The 16,893-nt window shown below is 38.0% G+C and carries 16 protein-coding genes; 14 read left to right on the forward strand and 2 right to left on the reverse strand.

The genetic code is table 11. The features are described from left to right. The first annotated feature begins 19 nt into the window (after positions 1-19). The 3 genes from secA (at position 20) to D8Q48_RS00735 (ending at position 4,987) form a co-directional block, all read left to right on the forward strand. Entirely contained in the window at positions 20-2,596 is a 2,577-nt protein-coding gene (gene secA / locus D8Q48_RS00725; RefSeq protein ID WP_117989274.1) for a preprotein translocase subunit SecA, read from the forward strand. 39 nt (positions 2,597-2,635) lie between these two features. Further along, positions 2,636-3,734, forward strand: a protein-coding gene (gene prfB / locus D8Q48_RS00730; RefSeq protein WP_186864988.1) for a peptide chain release factor 2 whose coding sequence is annotated in 2 segments (ribosomal slippage) — positions 2,636-2,698 and positions 2,700-3,734 — 1,098 coding nt in all. Because the reading frame shifts where the segments join, the coding sequence is not laid out codon by codon here. A 35-nt stretch (positions 3,735-3,769) separates the two neighbouring features. Continuing rightward, the gene (locus D8Q48_RS00735; RefSeq protein ID WP_121055084.1) at positions 3,770-4,987 is read left to right on the forward strand and encodes a homoserine dehydrogenase; all 1,218 of its coding nucleotides are present in this window, start codon (positions 3,770-3,772) and stop codon (positions 4,985-4,987) included. 93 nt (positions 4,988-5,080) lie between these two features. Here the strand turns inward: D8Q48_RS00735 and D8Q48_RS00740 are convergent, their stop codons facing one another. Together D8Q48_RS00740 and D8Q48_RS00745 are read right to left on the reverse strand one after the other, a co-directional pair. Further along, positions 5,081-5,467 (reverse strand): helix-turn-helix transcriptional regulator, encoded by a 387-nt coding sequence (locus tag D8Q48_RS00740; RefSeq protein ID WP_172696933.1) that lies wholly within the window; start codon positions 5,465-5,467, stop codon positions 5,081-5,083. A gap of 106 nt (positions 5,468-5,573) precedes the next feature. Then, positions 5,574-6,056: a CYTH domain-containing protein gene (locus D8Q48_RS00745; RefSeq protein ID WP_121055085.1), complete on the reverse strand. Its 483-nt coding sequence runs from the start codon at positions 6,054-6,056 to the stop codon at positions 5,574-5,576. 162 nt (positions 6,057-6,218) lie between these two features. Between D8Q48_RS00745 and D8Q48_RS00750 the strand changes: the two genes are divergently transcribed. The 11 genes from D8Q48_RS00750 to D8Q48_RS00800 all read left to right on the forward strand — a co-directional run bounded on the left by D8Q48_RS00750 (position 6,219) and on the right by D8Q48_RS00800 (position 16,796). Then, positions 6,219-6,767, forward strand: a complete 549-nt coding sequence (locus D8Q48_RS00750) for a DJ-1 family glyoxalase III (RefSeq protein WP_117989269.1) — start codon at positions 6,219-6,221, stop codon at positions 6,765-6,767. 268 nt (positions 6,768-7,035) lie between these two features. Beyond that, the gene (gene tig, locus D8Q48_RS00755; RefSeq protein ID WP_117989268.1) at positions 7,036-8,322 is read left to right on the forward strand and encodes a trigger factor; all 1,287 of its coding nucleotides are present in this window, start codon (positions 7,036-7,038) and stop codon (positions 8,320-8,322) included. Between the two features lie 31 nt (positions 8,323-8,353). Beyond that, positions 8,354-8,935, forward strand: a complete 582-nt coding sequence (clpP, locus tag D8Q48_RS00760; protein ID WP_022075568.1) for an ATP-dependent Clp endopeptidase proteolytic subunit ClpP — start codon at positions 8,354-8,356, stop codon at positions 8,933-8,935. Between the two features lie 30 nt (positions 8,936-8,965). Next, a complete protein-coding gene (gene clpX / locus D8Q48_RS00765; RefSeq protein WP_117989267.1) occupies positions 8,966-10,237 on the forward strand; it encodes an ATP-dependent Clp protease ATP-binding subunit ClpX in 1,272 nt (423 codons plus the stop codon). 199 nt (positions 10,238-10,436) lie between these two features. Then, a complete protein-coding gene (gene lon / locus D8Q48_RS00770; RefSeq protein ID WP_117989266.1) occupies positions 10,437-12,749 on the forward strand; it encodes an endopeptidase La in 2,313 nt (770 codons plus the stop codon). Between the two features lie 27 nt (positions 12,750-12,776). Then, the gene (gene yihA, locus D8Q48_RS00775; RefSeq protein ID WP_117989265.1) at positions 12,777-13,385 is read left to right on the forward strand and encodes a ribosome biogenesis GTP-binding protein YihA/YsxC; all 609 of its coding nucleotides are present in this window, start codon (positions 12,777-12,779) and stop codon (positions 13,383-13,385) included. 80 nt (positions 13,386-13,465) lie between these two features. Beyond that, a complete protein-coding gene (ytvI, locus tag D8Q48_RS00780) occupies positions 13,466-14,596 on the forward strand; it encodes a sporulation integral membrane protein YtvI (RefSeq protein ID WP_117989264.1) in 1,131 nt (376 codons plus the stop codon). 72 nt (positions 14,597-14,668) lie between these two features. Continuing rightward, positions 14,669-15,034 (forward strand): BMC domain-containing protein, encoded by a 366-nt coding sequence (locus D8Q48_RS00785; protein ID WP_022075563.1) that lies wholly within the window; start codon positions 14,669-14,671, stop codon positions 15,032-15,034. Between the two features lie 11 nt (positions 15,035-15,045). Beyond that, positions 15,046-15,474 carry a BMC domain-containing protein gene (locus tag D8Q48_RS00790; protein WP_117989263.1) on the forward strand — a complete coding sequence of 143 codons (429 nt, stop codon included), beginning with the start codon at positions 15,046-15,048 and terminating at the stop codon, positions 15,472-15,474. Positions 15,475-15,499: 25 nt separating this feature from the next. Beyond that, on the forward strand, positions 15,500-16,021 hold the full coding sequence (locus tag D8Q48_RS00795; protein WP_022075561.1) for a EutP/PduV family microcompartment system protein: 522 nt from the start codon (positions 15,500-15,502) through the stop codon (positions 16,019-16,021). Between the two features lie 82 nt (positions 16,022-16,103). Beyond that, positions 16,104-16,796 (forward strand): DNA alkylation repair protein, encoded by a 693-nt coding sequence (locus D8Q48_RS00800; protein WP_117989262.1) that lies wholly within the window; start codon positions 16,104-16,106, stop codon positions 16,794-16,796. Positions 16,797-16,893: the final 97 nt, after the last annotated feature.

Below are 16,893 nucleotides of genomic sequence, written 5' to 3' on the forward strand. Positions count from 1 at the left end.
AAGGAGTACACTACTGATTATGGGTTTAATACAGAAAATATTTGGTACACATAGTGAAAACGAATTAAAACGAATATATCCAATAGTTGATCAGATTGAAGCATTGGATTCACAGATGCAGGCACTTTCTGATGAGGAACTGAGAGGAAAAACAAAAGAATTTAAACAACGTCTGAATGATGGGGAAACATTAGACGATATTTTACCGGAAGCATATGCAACAGTACGTGAAGCGGCTTATAGAAGTCTTGGTATGAAACATTATCGTGTACAGTTGATTGGCGGTATTATTTTACATCAGGGACGAATTGCAGAGATGAGAACAGGTGAAGGTAAGACACTGGTTTCTACATTACCTGCTTATTTGAACGCATTGAGCGGAAAAGGCGTTCACATTGTAACAGTCAATGATTATCTCGCAAGACGTGATGCGGAGTGGATGGGAAAAGTACATCAATTTTTAGGACTGACAGTCGGAGTGGTTCTCAATAGCATGGAAAGTGAAGAGAGACGTGCAGCTTATGATTGTGATATTACTTACGTAACCAATAACGAGCTTGGATTTGATTATCTGAGAGATAATATGGTTATTTATAAAGAGCAGCTTGTACAACGTGGATTGAATTTTGCAGTTATTGATGAGGTCGATTCAGTATTGATCGATGAGGCAAGAACACCATTGATTATTTCCGGACAGAGCAGTAAATCAACAAAATTATATGAAGCCTGTGATATTCTTGCGCGTCAGTTGGAACGTGGAGAGGCAAGTGGTGAATTCTCTAAGATTAATGCCATCATGGGAGAAGATATCGAGGAAACAGGAGACTATATTGTAAATGAGAAAGAGAAGTCAGTAAACCTGACTGAAGATGGTGTGAAGAAGGTAGAGAAATTCTTCCATATTGAAAACCTTGCCGATCCGGAAAATCTTGAGATTCAGCATAATATCATTCTTGCATTGCGTGCACATAATCTTATGTTCCGTGATCAGGATTATGTGGTGACACCAGAGGGAGAGGTTGTTATTGTCGATGAGTTTACAGGACGTATTATGCCTGGACGTCGTTATTCAGATGGTCTTCATCAGGCAATTGAGGCTAAAGAACATGTAAAAGTGATGAGGGAAAGCAAAACTCTTGCAACGATTACATTCCAGAATTTGTTTAATAAATATGAGAAAAAGAGTGGTATGACAGGTACTGCCTTGACAGAGGAAAAAGAGTTTAGAGATATTTATGGAATGGACGTTATCGAAATTCCAACAAACCTTCCGGTTCAGAGAAAGGATTTAGATGACGCTGTTTATAAGACAAAAGAGGAAAAGTATAAGGCTGTTGTAGAGGCAGTAAAAGAAGCGCATGCAACAGGCCAGCCTGTTCTGGTAGGTACAATTACAATTGATGTATCAGAGTTACTTAGCAAGATGTTGAAAAAAGAGGGAATCCCTCACAATGTTTTGAATGCAAAATACCATGAACAGGAAGCTGAGATTGTAGCAGATGCCGGAATACATGGAGCTGTTACAATTGCTACAAACATGGCTGGCCGTGGTACGGATATTAAGCTGGATGATGAATCAAAGGCAGCAGGTGGATTGAAGATTATTGGTACAGAACGTCATGAATCTCGTCGTATTGATAATCAGCTGCGTGGTCGTGCAGGTCGTCAGGGTGATCCGGGAGAGTCTCGTTTTTATATTTCTTTGGAAGATGATCTGATGAGATTGTTCGGTTCCGAAAAATTGATGTCCGTATTTAACACTTTGGGTGTAGAAGACGGAGAGCAGATTGAACATAAGATGCTTTCTAATGCAATAGAAAAAGCGCAGAAGAAAATTGAGAGCAATAACTATGGAATTCGTAAGAATTTATTGGAATACGACCAGGTTATGAATGAACAGCGTGAAATCATTTACGAAGAGAGACGCCGCGTTCTGGATGGCGAGAGTATGCGCGATACAGTTTATAATATGATTACAGAATATGTGGAAAATCTGGTCGATCGCTGTGTGTCACCGGATGTAGATCCGGAAGAATGGGATTTGACAGGACTTGAAGTTTCACTTCATGATGTTATTCCACAATTAAAATTCCCTACAGCAAAAGAAATTGAAGACATGCAGCAGAAGGAACTGAAGCATTTATTGAAAGAAAAAGCTGTTAAGGCATATGAAGGTAAAGAAGCAGAATTCCCAGAACCGGAACAGATCCGAGAGATGGAACGGGTTGTATTGTTAAAAGTAATCGATGCAAAATGGATGGATCACATTGATGATATGGATCAGCTGCGTCAGGGAATCGGTCTTCAGGCATATGGTCAGAGAGATCCGCTGGTAGAATATAAAATGATGGGATATGATATGTTCGGCGAAATGACGAATGCTATCGCAGAGATGACGATCAAGACGTTGTTTAATATCCGTGTTGAGCAGAAAGTAGAGCGTGAGCAGGTTGCGAAAGTGACAGGAACGAATAAAGATGAAACTGCTGTACGAGCTCCGAAAAAACGTGAAGAGAAGAAAATATATCCAAATGATCCATGTCCATGTGGAAGTGGAAAGAAATACAAACAGTGCTGTGGAAGAAAAATTGTATAATTTTTAAAGCAATTATAAAAAATGAAAGAGGTGAATAAGGTGGTTTTGTTAGATGAGTTGAAACAGACGTTGACAGCATATGAAGAACCGCTGAAAGATTTGAGGGATTCACTTTGACTTAGCGTCAAAGAAAGAACGAATCGAAGAATTAGAAAGAAGAATTGAAGAACCTGGATTTTGGGATAATCCGGAGGAATCTCAGCAGACAATGAAATATTTGAGAGGACTCCAGGATTCTGTAAAACAGATTGAACAAATGTTTACAGATTATGAGGATATCGGTCTTCTGATAGAGATGAGTGAAGAAGAACCTGATGACGATACGATACAAGAGATACAAGAGGATCTGGAGCGGTTTAAAGAAGAGTTTGAAGAGTTGAGAATACAGACGCTTCTTACAGGAGAATACGATAAGTGCAGTGCAATCCTGACGATTCATGCAGGAGCAGGCGGAACGGAATCCTGTGACTGGGCCAGTATGCTGTATCGTATGTATACACGTTGGGCCGAGAAAAAAGGATATTCAGTAGAAGTGCTTGACTATCTGGAAGGCGATGTGGCAGGAATAAAAGGTGTAACAATTGAAATTCAGGGAGAAAATGCATATGGATATCTGCGCTCCGAAAAGGGTGTGCATCGTCTTGTGCGTATTTCACCATTTAATGCAGCAGGTAAACGACAGACTTCGTTTGCATCTTGCGACGTGATTCCGGATATTCAAGAGGATATTGAAGTTGAGATTAACGATGATGATCTTCGAATTGACACGTATCGTTCCAGCGGAGCCGGTGGACAGCATATTAATAAAACATCTTCTGCAATTCGAATTACGCATTTGCCAACGGGAATTGTAGTACAGTGTCAAAATGAGCGTTCACAGCATATGAACAAAGATAAAGCAATGCAGATGTTGAAAGCAAAATTATATTTGCTGAAACAGCAGGAGCAGGCGGACAAGATGTCAGGTATCCGCGGTGAAGTAAAGGATATTGGATTTGGCAATCAGATTCGTTCATATGTTATGCAGCCATATACAATGGTAAAAGATCACAGAACGAACGAAGAAATCAGTAACGTGAATGCAGTTATGGATGGCTATCTGGATCCGTTTATTAATGCATATTTGAGTGCGAATTAGATGATAGATGTGTATAGCAAGAAAGGGAGAATGAAATGGTAAATATAGCAGTATTAGGTTATGGCACAGTAGGATCAGGAGTAGTTGAAGTCATTCATACCAATCATGAACGGATTAACCAAAGAATCGGGGATGAGTTGAATGTGAAGTATGTTCTGGATCTGAGAGATTTTCCTGGAGATCCGATACAGGAAAAATTGGTACATGATTTCAACATAATCGTAGAGGATCCGGATGTACAGATCGTAGTTGAGGTGATGGGCGGAATTGAACCTGCATATACATTTGTAAAACGTTCCCTTCAGGCTGGAAAGAGTGTTGCAACATCAAATAAAGCATTGGTGGCTAAGCATGGAGCTGAATTATTGTCTATTGCCCGCGATAAGAATATTAACTTCTTGTTTGAAGCAAGTGTTGGTGGCGGAATTCCGATTATTCGTCCTTTGAACTCTTCATTGACAGCAGATGAAATTGAAGAAATAACAGGTATTTTAAACGGGACAACAAATTATATGCTTTCCAAAATGTTCTATGAAGGAGCAGATTACGCGGAAGTTTTAAAAGAAGCACAGGATAAAGGATATGCAGAACGAAATCCGGAAGCAGATGTAGAAGGCTATGATGCGTGTCGTAAAATTGCGATTTTATCTTCTTTGATTTCAGGACAGCAGGTTGATTTTGAAGATATTTATACAGAAGGTATTACAAATATTACAAAAGAAGATATGATGTATGCAAAAGAAATGGAAATGACGATTAAGTTACTTGCGTCAAGTAAAAGAGATGGCGATCATTTGCATGCAATTGTAGCTCCGGCATTACTGCGTAAAGAGCATCCTCTTTACAATGTAAATGATGTATTCAATGCGATTTTTGTTCACGGAAATGTTCTTGGAGATGCAATGTTCTACGGAAGTGGAGCGGGTAAACTTCCAACAGCGAGTGCAGTTGTTGCAGATGTTGTTGATGAGGCAAAACATTTGAATCGTAATATCATGACGATGTGGAAGAATGAGAAGTTAGAGCTTCTGCCACTTGATAATACGAGTAAGAAATTTTTTGTCCGAATCAAAGGCGACGCTGAAGCTATGAAGTCACATTTAGAGAGCACATTTGGTCCGATTTCAATTGTGAAAGTAGATGGATTGAATGGCGAATTCGGCTTTGTTACGGAAGAGATGACAGAAGGAAGTTATAAAGAAAAATCAGCAGAGTTCCCGGGAATCATCCATATGATCCGTATAGAAGAATAAAAACAGTGGATTTATGAAATACAAAAGATAGTTTAAAGATATAAAAGAACCATAAGATTTACCTGAAAGAAGTAAGTCTTATGGTTCTTTTGCCTAGTGCGATACATTTGCTGAATCTAACAGTGTATGAATCATAGCACGTGTGTCAGAAGAAGAATCACGATATTTTAAAATTAAATCAATCTCATCTTGCATCAAAATAATGGAATCATTAGATTTTTCTTCGATAGCAAAATGATAGTCTCCTGATTCATGGATGATATAGGTTTGGTTAAAAGGCTTAATGATGAGTTCTTCCATTGAAACGTTATAAAGCTCACATAATCTGATTAACAATCCAATATCCGGATCACGATTAGCTCTTTCATAATTAGAGTAAGCTTGGCGTGAGATGTTAAGATACTTGCTCAGTTTGTCCTGTGTATAACCACGTGCTTTGCGGTATTTTCGTAAATTTTTTGCAAGCTGTAAGTTCGCCACGATGCTCCTCCTTGTTGAAAATTAATATGATTATTATATCAATTTCCAATAAGGAAAGAATCATACGCAACAAAAATGAGCAAAAACATAAAATGTAAACAAATGATTACAAAATTGTGCGCTGACTTAAATTACTGTTATGGTATTCAGAAGAAAATGTTACATCTTCGCCGAACCATACAGGAGGTACAAAAGAAAGTGCACTTTCTTCGTTGTAGAATTCTACTTCTGCAAGAGCCAGCCCCTCTAAATCTTCAGAAAAAATATCTAATTCGATTTTTAAATCGGAGTAGGTGCTTTGCATAATAAAATGTGTCAAAGGAATTACATAGCGTTTTTTTGAAATAATACGACCATCAACTTTAGATTTTAAGTGGACATAAGCCTCTCTAGTGAGTGGAAGATTATACTCTTCCCGGCTCATCAGTCCTTTTGATTTGTAGGTAAGAAAATAATCTTCATTATCTTTGCGGATGCGTACAACAGGCTCCGTGCACAAATATCCTTGTTCAATGTGATGAGCAGGATAATCTTCAGGTGAAAAAGGCAGTTTTGTGGCATCAATTAAATATTTTCGTTCAATTTCCATGGTAATCTCCTAATGTTTATAAGTAAGTGTAGTTATAGTATATACATGATTTTAAGGTTTAATGGGATTAATTTCAATAAAAAAGCCAAAGATTCTTGTTAGTTCGGAAAGAGTATATTAAAATATTACTGTTAAATTGAATTGTGGAGGAGGAACGGTACAATGAAAAAAGTATATGTATTTTTAGCAGACGGATTTGAAGAAATAGAAGGCTTGACAGTTGTTGATATTTTGAGAAGAGCAAAAGTAGAAGTTTCGACAGTTTCAATTATGGATACTATTGATATTCAGGGAGCACATGGGATTAACATAAAAGCAGATCAAATGTTTGATGAGGCTGATTTTAGCGTAGCAGATATGCTGGTTCTTCCAGGTGGAATGCCGGGAACGTTACATTTGGGTGAGCATAAAGGGGTGCAGAACATTTTGAAAGATTTTCATAGTGAGAAGAAGAACATAGCTGCTATATGCGCAGCTCCGAGTGTGCTTGGGAAGTATGGAATTTTGGAAGGAAGAAGAGCTTGCTGTTATCCATCATTTGAGGAGCAGCTTACAGGTGCTGAGGTTGTATTTGAACCGGTTGTACAAGACGGACACATTGTTACAAGCAGGGGAATGGGAGCAGCAATTCCATTCGCATTAAAGCTGACAGAAGTTTTATGCGGAGCAAAAGCAGCAAATGAAGTAAAAGAATCTATTTTATTTGTATAAAAAATTTTCAAAAAGCTAAGAAAAGCTAAGAAAACAGCAAAAAGCACTGGAAATAAGGGGATATTTGTGCTATACTGTTTCAATGACTGCGAATGTATATTAGTAACTGGCTGATAAACATTTCGTGTAAAAACGCATGAACAGGGTTGTGCAATAGAATGTCAGCAGGCACAACATGCGTTAAGATCTATAGGATCTTCGAATATAAAAGAATATCAATCAGCATGCATAGTCTGCTGAGAAGATACAAATCAAGGAGGAAGTAAAGATGAGTTTACAGGTAGAAAAGTTAGAACATAACATGGCAAAACTTACTATCGAAGTTGCAGCAGAAGAGGTAGAGAAAGCTTTACAGGCTGCTTATTTAAAACAGCGTGGAAAAATCAATATTCCAGGATTCCGTAAAGGTAAAGTGCCACGCCAGATGATCGAAAAAATGTATGGAGCTGAAATCTTCTATGATGAAGCAGCAAACAAGATGATCTCTGAAGCGTATGGAAAAGCATATGATGAGTGTGAATTAGATATCGTTTCACAGCCATCTATCGATATCGTACAGTTAGAAAAAGGAAAAGATTTCATTTTCACAGCAGAAGTAGCTACAAAACCAGAAGTAAAACTTGGTGAGTATAAAGGGCTTAAAGTAGACAAATATTCTACAAGAGTTACACAGAAAGAAGTAGACGAGGAAATTGAAAAAGAGCGTGAGCGCAATGCAAGAACTGTTGAAGTAACAGATCGTGCAGTTGAAGATAAAGATATCGTAACACTTGACTTTGAAGGATTTGTAGATGGTGTTGCATTTGAAGGTGGAAAAGGAACAGACTATCCACTGACAATCGGTTCTGGTTCATTTATCCCAGGATTTGAAGAGCAGTTGATCGGAGCTGAGATCGACAAAGAAGTTGAAGTAAAAGTAACATTCCCAGAAGAGTATCAGGCTGCTGAACTTGCTGGCAAAGATGCTGTATTCAAATGTACAGTACACGCTATCAAAGCAAAAGAGCTTCCAGAAGCTGACGATGAATTTGCATCAGAAGTATCTGAGTGCGAAACAATGGAAGCATACAGAGCAGAAGTAAAACAGAAAATCAAAGACAGAAAAGAATCTGAAGGAAAATCAAAGAAAGAAGATCAGGCAGTAGAGCAGGCAATCGAGAATGCAGAGATGGATATTCCACAGCCAATGATCGATCTTCAGGTAAGACAGATGGCAGATGATTTTGCACGTCGTATCCAGCAGCAGGGACTGACAGTAGAGCAGTACTTCCAGTTCACAGGACTGACACAGGAAAAGATGATGGAAGAGTTCGAGCCACAGGCTGTTAAGAGAATCAAAACAAGACTTGTTCTTGAAGCAATTGTAAAAGCAGAGAACATCGAAGTATCTGATGAACGTTTAGATGAAGAAATCCAGAAGATGGCAGATGCATATCAGATGGAATTTGATAAACTCAAAGAGTACATGGGAGAAGCAGAAGCTGCTCAGATGAAAGAGGATATCGCAGTTCAGGAAGCTGTAACATTGATTACAGATGCATCAGTAGAAGGCTAAGATGCGAATATAGAAGGGAGCTGACAGTCTTATGAGTTTAGTACCATATGTCATTGAACAGACAAGCCGAGGAGAACGCTCCTACGACATCTATTCTAGATTGTTAAAAGATAGAATTATCTTTCTGGGAGAAGAAGTAACAGATGTGTCTGCAAATATTATTGTGGCACAGCTTCTTTTCCTGGAAGCAGATGATCCAAATAAAGACATCCAGCTGTATATCAACAGTCCAGGTGGATCTGTGACAGCCGGGATGGCAATTTATGATACAATGCAGTATATCAAATGTGATGTATCTACAGTATGTATCGGTATGGCTGCAAGTATGGGTTCATTTCTTCTTTCGGGAGGTACAAAAGGAAAACGTTTTGCACTTCCAAATGCAGAGATTATGATCCATCAGCCATCAGGCGGAGCGCAGGGACAGGCAACAGAGATTCAGATTGCCGCAGAACATATTTTGCGCACACGTCAGAAATTAAATGAGATTTTGGCAGCCAATACAGGACAGCCATTAGAAGTTATTCAGAAAGATACAGAAAGAGATAACTTTATGTCTGCACAGGCAGCGAAAGAATATGGATTAATTGATGAAGTAATTGCAAATCACTAAGAAGTGAGTGCAATATGAGGTGAGAGTAGTATGGCAGGAAAAATCGGTGATGATACAGTCAGATGTTCTTTCTGTAATAAAACACAGAACCAGGTACGCAAGTTAATTGCAGGTCCAAATGGCTCCTACATCTGTGATGAGTGTGTTGAAGTTTGTTCTGAGATTATCGAAGAAGAATTTGAATATGAAGAGAGAAACAGATTCTCTGATATTAATCTTTTAACACCGGAAGAAATTAAGGCGTTTTTGGATGATTATGTAATTGGTCAGGATGAGGCGAAAAAAGTGCTGGCAGTATCTGTTTATAATCATTATAAGAGGATTATGGCAGGTCAGGATTTAGGAGTAGAACTTCAAAAGAGTAATATTTTAATGCTCGGACCAACTGGGTGTGGAAAGACACTTCTTGCACAGACCCTTGCAAAAATATTAAATGTTCCATTTGCAATAGCAGATGCAACTGCATTGACAGAGGCCGGATATGTTGGAGAAGACGTTGAGAATATTCTTCTCAAAGTCATTCAGGCAGCGGATGGAGATATTGAGCGTGCAGAGCATGGAATTATTTATATTGATGAGATTGATAAGATTACAAGAAAATCTGAAAATCCGTCAATTACCCGAGATGTATCGGGAGAGGGAGTACAGCAGGCACTCTTAAAGATTATTGAGGGAACAGTTGCTTCTGTACCACCACAGGGAGGAAGAAAACATCCTCATCAGGAATTGATTCAAATTGATACTACAAATATACTTTTTATTTGTGGCGGAGCATTTGAAGGAATTGAGAAGATCATTGAGACTCGTCTGGATAAAAAATCCATTGGATTTAATGCTGAGATTGCATTACAGCATGAATATGATGTAGATGTCTTGCTGAAGCAGATTTTACCGCAGGATTTAACAAAGTTTGGTTTAATTCCAGAATTGGTAGGTAGATTACCAATTACAGTTTCATTAGATATGCTTGATCAGAAAGCATTGGTTCGTATCATGACAGAACCGAAGAATTCTATTGTTAAACAGTATCAGAAATTACTGGAGCTGGATGGTGTGAATTTGGAATTTGATCGTGAGGCTCTGAATGCAATTGCGGAAACATCAATGGCTAGAAAAACAGGAGCCAGAGGTCTGCGTGCAATTATGGAAGACATTATGATGGATACAATGTTTAAAGTTCCATCAGATGAAACCATTAAAGAATGCAGAATCACAAAAGATGTTGTTAATGGAAAAAGCAAGCCGTTGTATCAACGTGACGGAGAAGAGCGTCAGTCATTTTTGACATCTGAAAGTGCATAATATTGTTGTATGTATGTTGGTTCTGGCAACGACAGATGAATCAGAATTTAGCAGCTTGGCTGCAAAAAGATAACGAGAGGCGGGTAACTGGGCGAACACTGGGTATCCGCTTCCTTTTTATATAGATGAGAGTTATAATAAAGACGAAAATTACCAGATATTGGTTTATAAATAGAGATACATAGAAGGAGATATTAAGATGGCAGATCAAAGATTAAATCTTCCTATGGTACCACTTCGAGGGCTTACCATTATGCCGGGGATGATAGTGCATTTTGATGTGAGTAGAGAAAGTTCTATCCAAGCTGTGCAGGAGGCAATGGCAGAGGAACAGAAAATTTTTCTGGTTTCACAAAAAAGTATAGAAACAGAGAAACCGACGCAAGAAGACGTATTTGAAATAGGTACAATTGCAACAGTAAAACAAATTATGAAATTACCAAAGCAAATAATGCGTGTACTTGTAGAAGGTGAGGTGCGGGGCCGTTTGATAAATATGAGTGATGATGCACCTTATTTACAGGCGGAAGTAGAAATAATAGAAGATGACGAAGCTATGCCTGAAACTTTGGATGATCAGGCCATGTTACGAGGATTGAAAGACATTTTTGTAGAATACGCTGCAAAGAATGGTAAATTTTCAAAAGAATCCATCGGAGGGATTTTAGAGATTCAAGATGTAAAAAAACTGGTGGATGAGATTGCTGCAAATGTCCCATTGCCATATATGGAGCTTCAGGATATTTTAAATCAAACAGAATTTGAGCAACGTTATGAGACACTGTGTTTTAAGCTTGTAAACGAAATACAGATTATTGCGATTAAAGATGAGATACGTGCAAAAGTAAAAGAACGTGTAGATAAGCATCAGCGAGAGTATATTTTAAGAGAACAATTAAAGTTAATCAGAGAAGAGCTTGGCGAAGATTCCACAATTTCAGATGCAGAAGAATTTGAATCAGCAACGAAGAAATTGAATGCACCGAAAGAAGTGAAAGAAAAATTATTTAAAGAAATCAAAAGATTCAAAAGCTCTATGAATTCTCCGGCAGAAATTGGTGTTATACGCACATATATTGAAACACTGTTGGAAATGCCGTGGAATAAGACAGTGAAAGAAAATACTGATTTGGCTTATGCGGAAAAAATATTAGATACAGATCATTATGGACTTGAACAAGTAAAGGAAAGAGTATTAGAGTTTCTGGCGGTGCGGACATTGACAAAAAAAGGTGAAAGCCCGATACTTTGTTTGGTTGGACCTCCGGGAACAGGAAAGACTTCCATTGCAAGATCACTTGCAAGAGCACTTCAGAAACCTTATGTGCGGATTTCACTTGGGGGTGTTCGTGATGAGGCAGAAATCCGTGGTCATCGAAGAACTTATGTTGGAGCAATGCCTGGTAGAATTGCGAACGGTTTAAAAACTGCAGGTGTCAAAAATCCGGTTATGTTGCTGGATGAAATTGATAAAGTCAGTTCAGACTATAAAGGAGATACATTTTCTGCATTACTTGAAGTATTAGATAGCGAGCAGAATAGTAAATTTCAGGATCATTACATGGAAGTGCCATTAGATTTGTCAGAAGTACTGTTTATTGCTACGGCAAACTCACTTCAGACGATACCACGTCCATTGTTAGACAGAATGGAAATTATTGAAATCAGTAGCTATACAGAGAACGAAAAACTTCATATTGCGGAAGAACATTTGATTCCAAAACAGTTAGAGAAACATGGATTGACTTCAGATACATTATCAATCAGCAAACGAGCGATCTGGAAGATTGCTGAAAATTATACAAAGGAAGCCGGAGTCAGACAGATGGAGCGTGAAATCGGCAATATTTGCAGAAAGACAGCAAAAGAAATCCTTACGACGGATAAAAAGAAAATATCAGTGACAGAGAAGAATCTGCATAAATATCTTGGCAAAGAGAAGTATAAATATCAGATGGCAAATCCAGTGGATGAAGTTGGTATTGTGCGAGGGCTTGCATGGACCAGTGTCGGTGGAGATACACTTCAAATAGAAGTAAATGTAATGCCTGGAAAAGGGGAGATTGCCTTGACAGGACAGCTTGGAGATGTAATGAAAGAATCGGCTGGGGCAGGAATCAGTTATATTCGTTCAGTTAGTGAAAAATACGAGATTGCTGCAGATTTCTTTGAAAAACACGACATTCATGTACATATTCCGGAAGGCGCAGTGCCAAAAGATGGTCCTTCAGCGGGAATTACAATGGCAACAGCTATTTTATCTGCAATTACAGCAAGAAAGGTACGTGCAGATCTGGCAATGACAGGAGAAATCACCTTAAGGGGAAGAGTACTTCCAATTGGTGGACTGAAAGAAAAATTACTTGCTGCAAAGAATGCCGGAATTAAGACTGTGCTTGTTCCAAAAGAAAATCAAGTGGACGTGGAGGAACTAAGTTCTGAAATAACAAAAGGCTTAGAAATTATTCCGGTAGAATCTATGGATGAAGTATTGAAAGAAGCATTGGTGTAAAACAGAAAAATGATATAGGAGAACGTTATGGTAATTAAAAATATTAACCTGGAAACAGTATGTGGTATTACAAGTAAACTCCCGGAAAATGAACTGCCAGAGATTGCATTTGCAGGTAAATCAAATGTTGGTAAATCTTCCTTGATTAATGCGTTGATGAACAGAAAATCTTATGCAAGAATTTCTGCAACGCCAGGAAAAACGCAGACGATTAATTTTTATAATATCAATGAAGAAATGTATCTTGTGGACCTTCCGGGATATGGTTATGCGAAGGTTTCCGAGAAAGACAAAATCGAATGGGGAAAATTAATTGAAAGATATCTTCACGGTTCAAAACAGTTAAGAGCAGTATTTTTGTTGATAGATATCCGTCATGACCCATCTGCAAATGATAAGATGATGTATGATTGGATTGTTGAACAGGGCTTTGAACCGATTATTATTGCCACAAAGTTAGATAAATTGAAAAGAAGTCAGGTTCAGAAACATGTGAAAATGGTAAAGACGGGATTGAATTTAGTTCCGGGAACAAAGATTATTCCATTTTCTTCTGTAACAAAACAAGGCCGGGATGAAATTTGGGAACTTGTGGAGACAGAATATCTTGGCAATGAGGAAGAGACAGAAGAATAAGATAAATTAATGAAAACAAGTGTGATAGAGCAACAAGGGGCAGATAATAGCAGATTATGAAAACGAGGTGACGTGTCTGTATGGAAAAGAAACGCCCGTATTGGCAAGTGGCAGTAAGCTTATTATTTAGCATATTAGCGACGGTTGCATTTATATTTATTGGAGTAAAAGCCGTTTTGTTTTTTATGCCATTTGTAGTTGGATGGTGTATTGCATCGATTGCGGTGCCGGTAGTAAATTGGCTGGAAAAGAAATTTAATATAGTAAAAAAATTGGGATCCGCATTAGTTGTAATCGTGGTTATTGCGATTATTGTAGCCATATTTTATTTTGCAATCAGCAGATTAATACTTGAAATTGGAGATTTGATACAAAACGTACCTGATCTGTATAGTCAGTTAGAAAGCGGATTGCGCCAGATAGGAGGAACATTATCAGGTTTATTCTCACGCCTTCCGGAAAGCGTGCAGGATGGTTGGAATACAGCGATAGTGAATCTGGATCAGATGATGGGGGATTTAGTGAAAAAAGCAAGCGAACCAACAATGGAAGCAGCAGGCAATTTCGCTAAAAAATTACCTTCATATGTGATATACTTAATTATGGCATTGATGTCTTCATATTTTTTTACCGTACAGCGTGAAGATGTGATACAATGGTTATGTAAGATTGCGCCGCCATCGGTAGAGAAGAGGATGAAACTGGTTATGGATAATCTGCGATATGCGGTAGGAGGATATTTTAAAGCCCAGTTTAAAATAATGGGGATTGTATTCTTAATATTAGCTGTTGGTTTTGCAATGCTTAGGATTAACTATTTTGTTCTTGTTGCGTTTTTTATAGCATTTTTGGATTTTCTTCCATTCTTCGGAACAGGAACAGCGATGATTCCATGGGCAGTATATAAATTCTTTATGGGTAATTATACAATGGCTATTATGTTAATCGTAATTTATGCGATCACCCAGGTATCCAGACAATTATTACAGCCTAAATTGGTAGCAGATAGTGTCGGGCTTAATCCTCTGGTCACATTGATTTTATTGTATATCGGATATCGTGTGAGCAGCGTGATAGGAATGATCGTTGCAGTGCCAATCGGAATGGTTATAATCAATATGTGTCAGGCAGGTGCATTTGATTATATTTTTGATGATGTAAAGATTCTGGTAGAAGGTATATTGGGGCTTCGAGAAGAATCAAATAAATAAACATTCACCTTGTAAAACAGCAATTAGATAGAAAATGTGTATGAAAGAATTAAGAAGGAGAGGTACAAAGAGATGGCAAATGAGCATGAAGAACAGATTCGTATCGTACAGGAAACTGTATGTGGAAAGGAAATTACATTTGCACATGTGATGGGAGGTCCGTCACCAATTATTTATCAGAAATTAGGATTGAATCCACAGGTGGATTATCGTTCATCTGCAATTGGAATTATGAATATGACACCACCGGAGTCTGCAGTTATTGCATCAGATATCGCAGTAAAAAGTGGAAATGTATATTTGGGATTTGCAGATCGTTTTACCGGGACTTTGATCATTACCGGAGAAATTTCTGATGTGACATCAGCATTGACAGAAATTGTAGATTATTTTAGAGATTCTCTTGGATATGTAGTCTGCAATATTACAAAGAGATAGGAAGTGCAGCAATGGCTCGAATGACAAAAGAGGAACTGTTAGAAAAACTGTTCCATGATGATTATCAAGATTTGAAAGGAAAACGGCTTCGCATGACACGTGTTCGTGTTCCGGGAAGAGAAGTTTGTATGGCGCATGTCTTAAATCCGGCAGATCCATGCATTTATCAGAATCTTGGCTTACATATCGGGGTGCATCAAGGTGAAGATCATAATGGAGAGACAATAGGACTTCTTCGATTTACACCATGGGAAGCTGTTGTAGTGGCTGCTGATGTGGCGATGAAGAGTGCACATGTTGAAATCGGGTTTATGGATCGATTTTGTGGAACATTAATCTTGCTTGGTCGTTTATCAGAAGTAGAGACTGCGGTAGGGGAAGTCGTCCGCTTTTTTAAAGAAGAGTTAGGCTTTGCAACTTGCGAAGTATACCGAAGCTAAAAAAGTAAGAGAATCAGGTGAAAAGATGAAAAAAATATTTTTAATGGGTAGAAGTGAAGCAGGAAAAACCTCTTTGACACAGGCATTGAAGGGGGAAGAACTTCACTATATTAAAACACAATATACGAACACAGAAGATGACACGATTGATTCTCCGGGAGAGTATGCAGAGTCTAAGCATTTTAGTGTAGGATTGGCATGTTTTTCATTTGAAGCAGATGTAATCGCAATGGTACAAGCTGCGGATGAGCCGTTTAATTTGTTTGGACCGGGAGGTCGCTCTTTTATCCAACGTCCATTAATCGGAATTATTACAAAAGTTGACTCGCCGTATGCAAACATTCCTATGGTAAGACAATGGATGGAAAATGCCGGATGCGAGCGGATTTTTGAAGTAAATAACGTAACTCGTGAGGGAATCAGAGAATTGATGGAATATCTGGAAGATGATTTACCAAAACTGACTTTGGAGCAGGCAAAGTTTAAGCAGCATCTTGGATTAAATGAATGGGATGAACTGCCGGAGGGTGTAGAGTATCCAGAATAGTAAAAAGATAATCTATTAGAAAGTAATAACACTTTTTAATAGATTATTTTTCTTTGAAAAATGTGAAAAGAAGGTAAAAAATTTGGAACAGGAATGGGTAATTAAAGAAGTGGAAGAGCAACTTTTTGAGATGCAGGATTTAAAATACAGGGATTTCCATGCAGGACTGATGCCGAATATTGATAAGAACAAAATCATAGGAGTGAGAACTCCGCAGTTACGGACATTTGCAAAAGAATATGGAAAAACAGAGAAAGCAAGAATTTTTTTAACAGTGCTTCCACATCAATATTATGAAGAGAATAATTTGCATGGATTATTGATAGAGCAAATCAAAGAATATGATAGTGCTCTGGATGAATTAGAATATTTTCTGCCATATATAGATAATTGGGCAACGTGCGATATGCTTGCAATGAAAGTTGTCAAGAAACATTTGGATATATTTATAAAGAAAATCTATCAGTGGCTTGAATCAGAACATACATATACAATTCGATTTGCTATCGGTATGTTGATGAGATATTATCTTGAGGATACATTCCGGATAGAATATGCCAGGAAGGTTGCAGAAATCCGTTCAGAAGAATATTACGTAAATATGATGCGTGCATGGTATTTTGCTACAGCATTGGCAAAGCAGTATGAACAGGTGATTCCGTTTCTAGAGGAAAGACAATTGGATGTGTGGACACATAACAAAACAATACAAAAGTGCGTAGAGAGTTATCGGATAACTCCCAAGCAGAAAGAATATATAAAAACGTTGAAATGATAAAAGAAATAAAAAATGGATGAAAACGGCTGTCCTGGTATCCCACAGAGTATCCACAATGAACGTTGCAGATATGCTATATGAAATGGAGAACGAT

Origin of the sequence: Ruminococcus sp. B05 (assembly GCF_003628495.1) — a bacterium.
Classification (GTDB): Bacteria; Bacillota; Clostridia; order Lachnospirales; family Lachnospiraceae; genus Schaedlerella; species Schaedlerella hominis.

Excerpts from the sequence above, each read along its gene's own strand:
- secA (WP_117989274.1), top strand. The coding sequence starts at position 20 with ATGGGTTTAATACAGAAAATATTTGGTACACATAGTGAAAACGAATTA.
- D8Q48_RS00735 (WP_121055084.1), top strand. The coding sequence starts at position 3,770 with ATGGTAAATATAGCAGTATTAGGTTATGGCACAGTAGGATCAGGAGTA.
- D8Q48_RS00745 (WP_121055085.1), bottom strand. The coding sequence starts at position 6,056 with ATGGAAATTGAACGAAAATATTTAATTGATGCCACAAAACTGCCTTTT.
- D8Q48_RS00750 (WP_117989269.1), top strand. The coding sequence starts at position 6,219 with ATGAAAAAAGTATATGTATTTTTAGCAGACGGATTTGAAGAAATAGAA.
- tig (WP_117989268.1), top strand. The coding sequence starts at position 7,036 with ATGAGTTTACAGGTAGAAAAGTTAGAACATAACATGGCAAAACTTACT.
- clpP (WP_022075568.1), top strand. The coding sequence starts at position 8,354 with ATGAGTTTAGTACCATATGTCATTGAACAGACAAGCCGAGGAGAACGC.
- clpX (WP_117989267.1), top strand. The coding sequence starts at position 8,966 with ATGGCAGGAAAAATCGGTGATGATACAGTCAGATGTTCTTTCTGTAAT.
- lon (WP_117989266.1), top strand. The coding sequence starts at position 10,437 with ATGGCAGATCAAAGATTAAATCTTCCTATGGTACCACTTCGAGGGCTT.
- yihA (WP_117989265.1), top strand. The coding sequence starts at position 12,777 with ATGGTAATTAAAAATATTAACCTGGAAACAGTATGTGGTATTACAAGT.
- ytvI (WP_117989264.1), top strand. The coding sequence starts at position 13,466 with ATGGAAAAGAAACGCCCGTATTGGCAAGTGGCAGTAAGCTTATTATTT.
- D8Q48_RS00785 (WP_022075563.1), top strand. The coding sequence starts at position 14,669 with ATGGCAAATGAGCATGAAGAACAGATTCGTATCGTACAGGAAACTGTA.
- D8Q48_RS00790 (WP_117989263.1), top strand. The coding sequence starts at position 15,046 with ATGGCTCGAATGACAAAAGAGGAACTGTTAGAAAAACTGTTCCATGAT.
- D8Q48_RS00795 (WP_022075561.1), top strand. The coding sequence starts at position 15,500 with ATGAAAAAAATATTTTTAATGGGTAGAAGTGAAGCAGGAAAAACCTCT.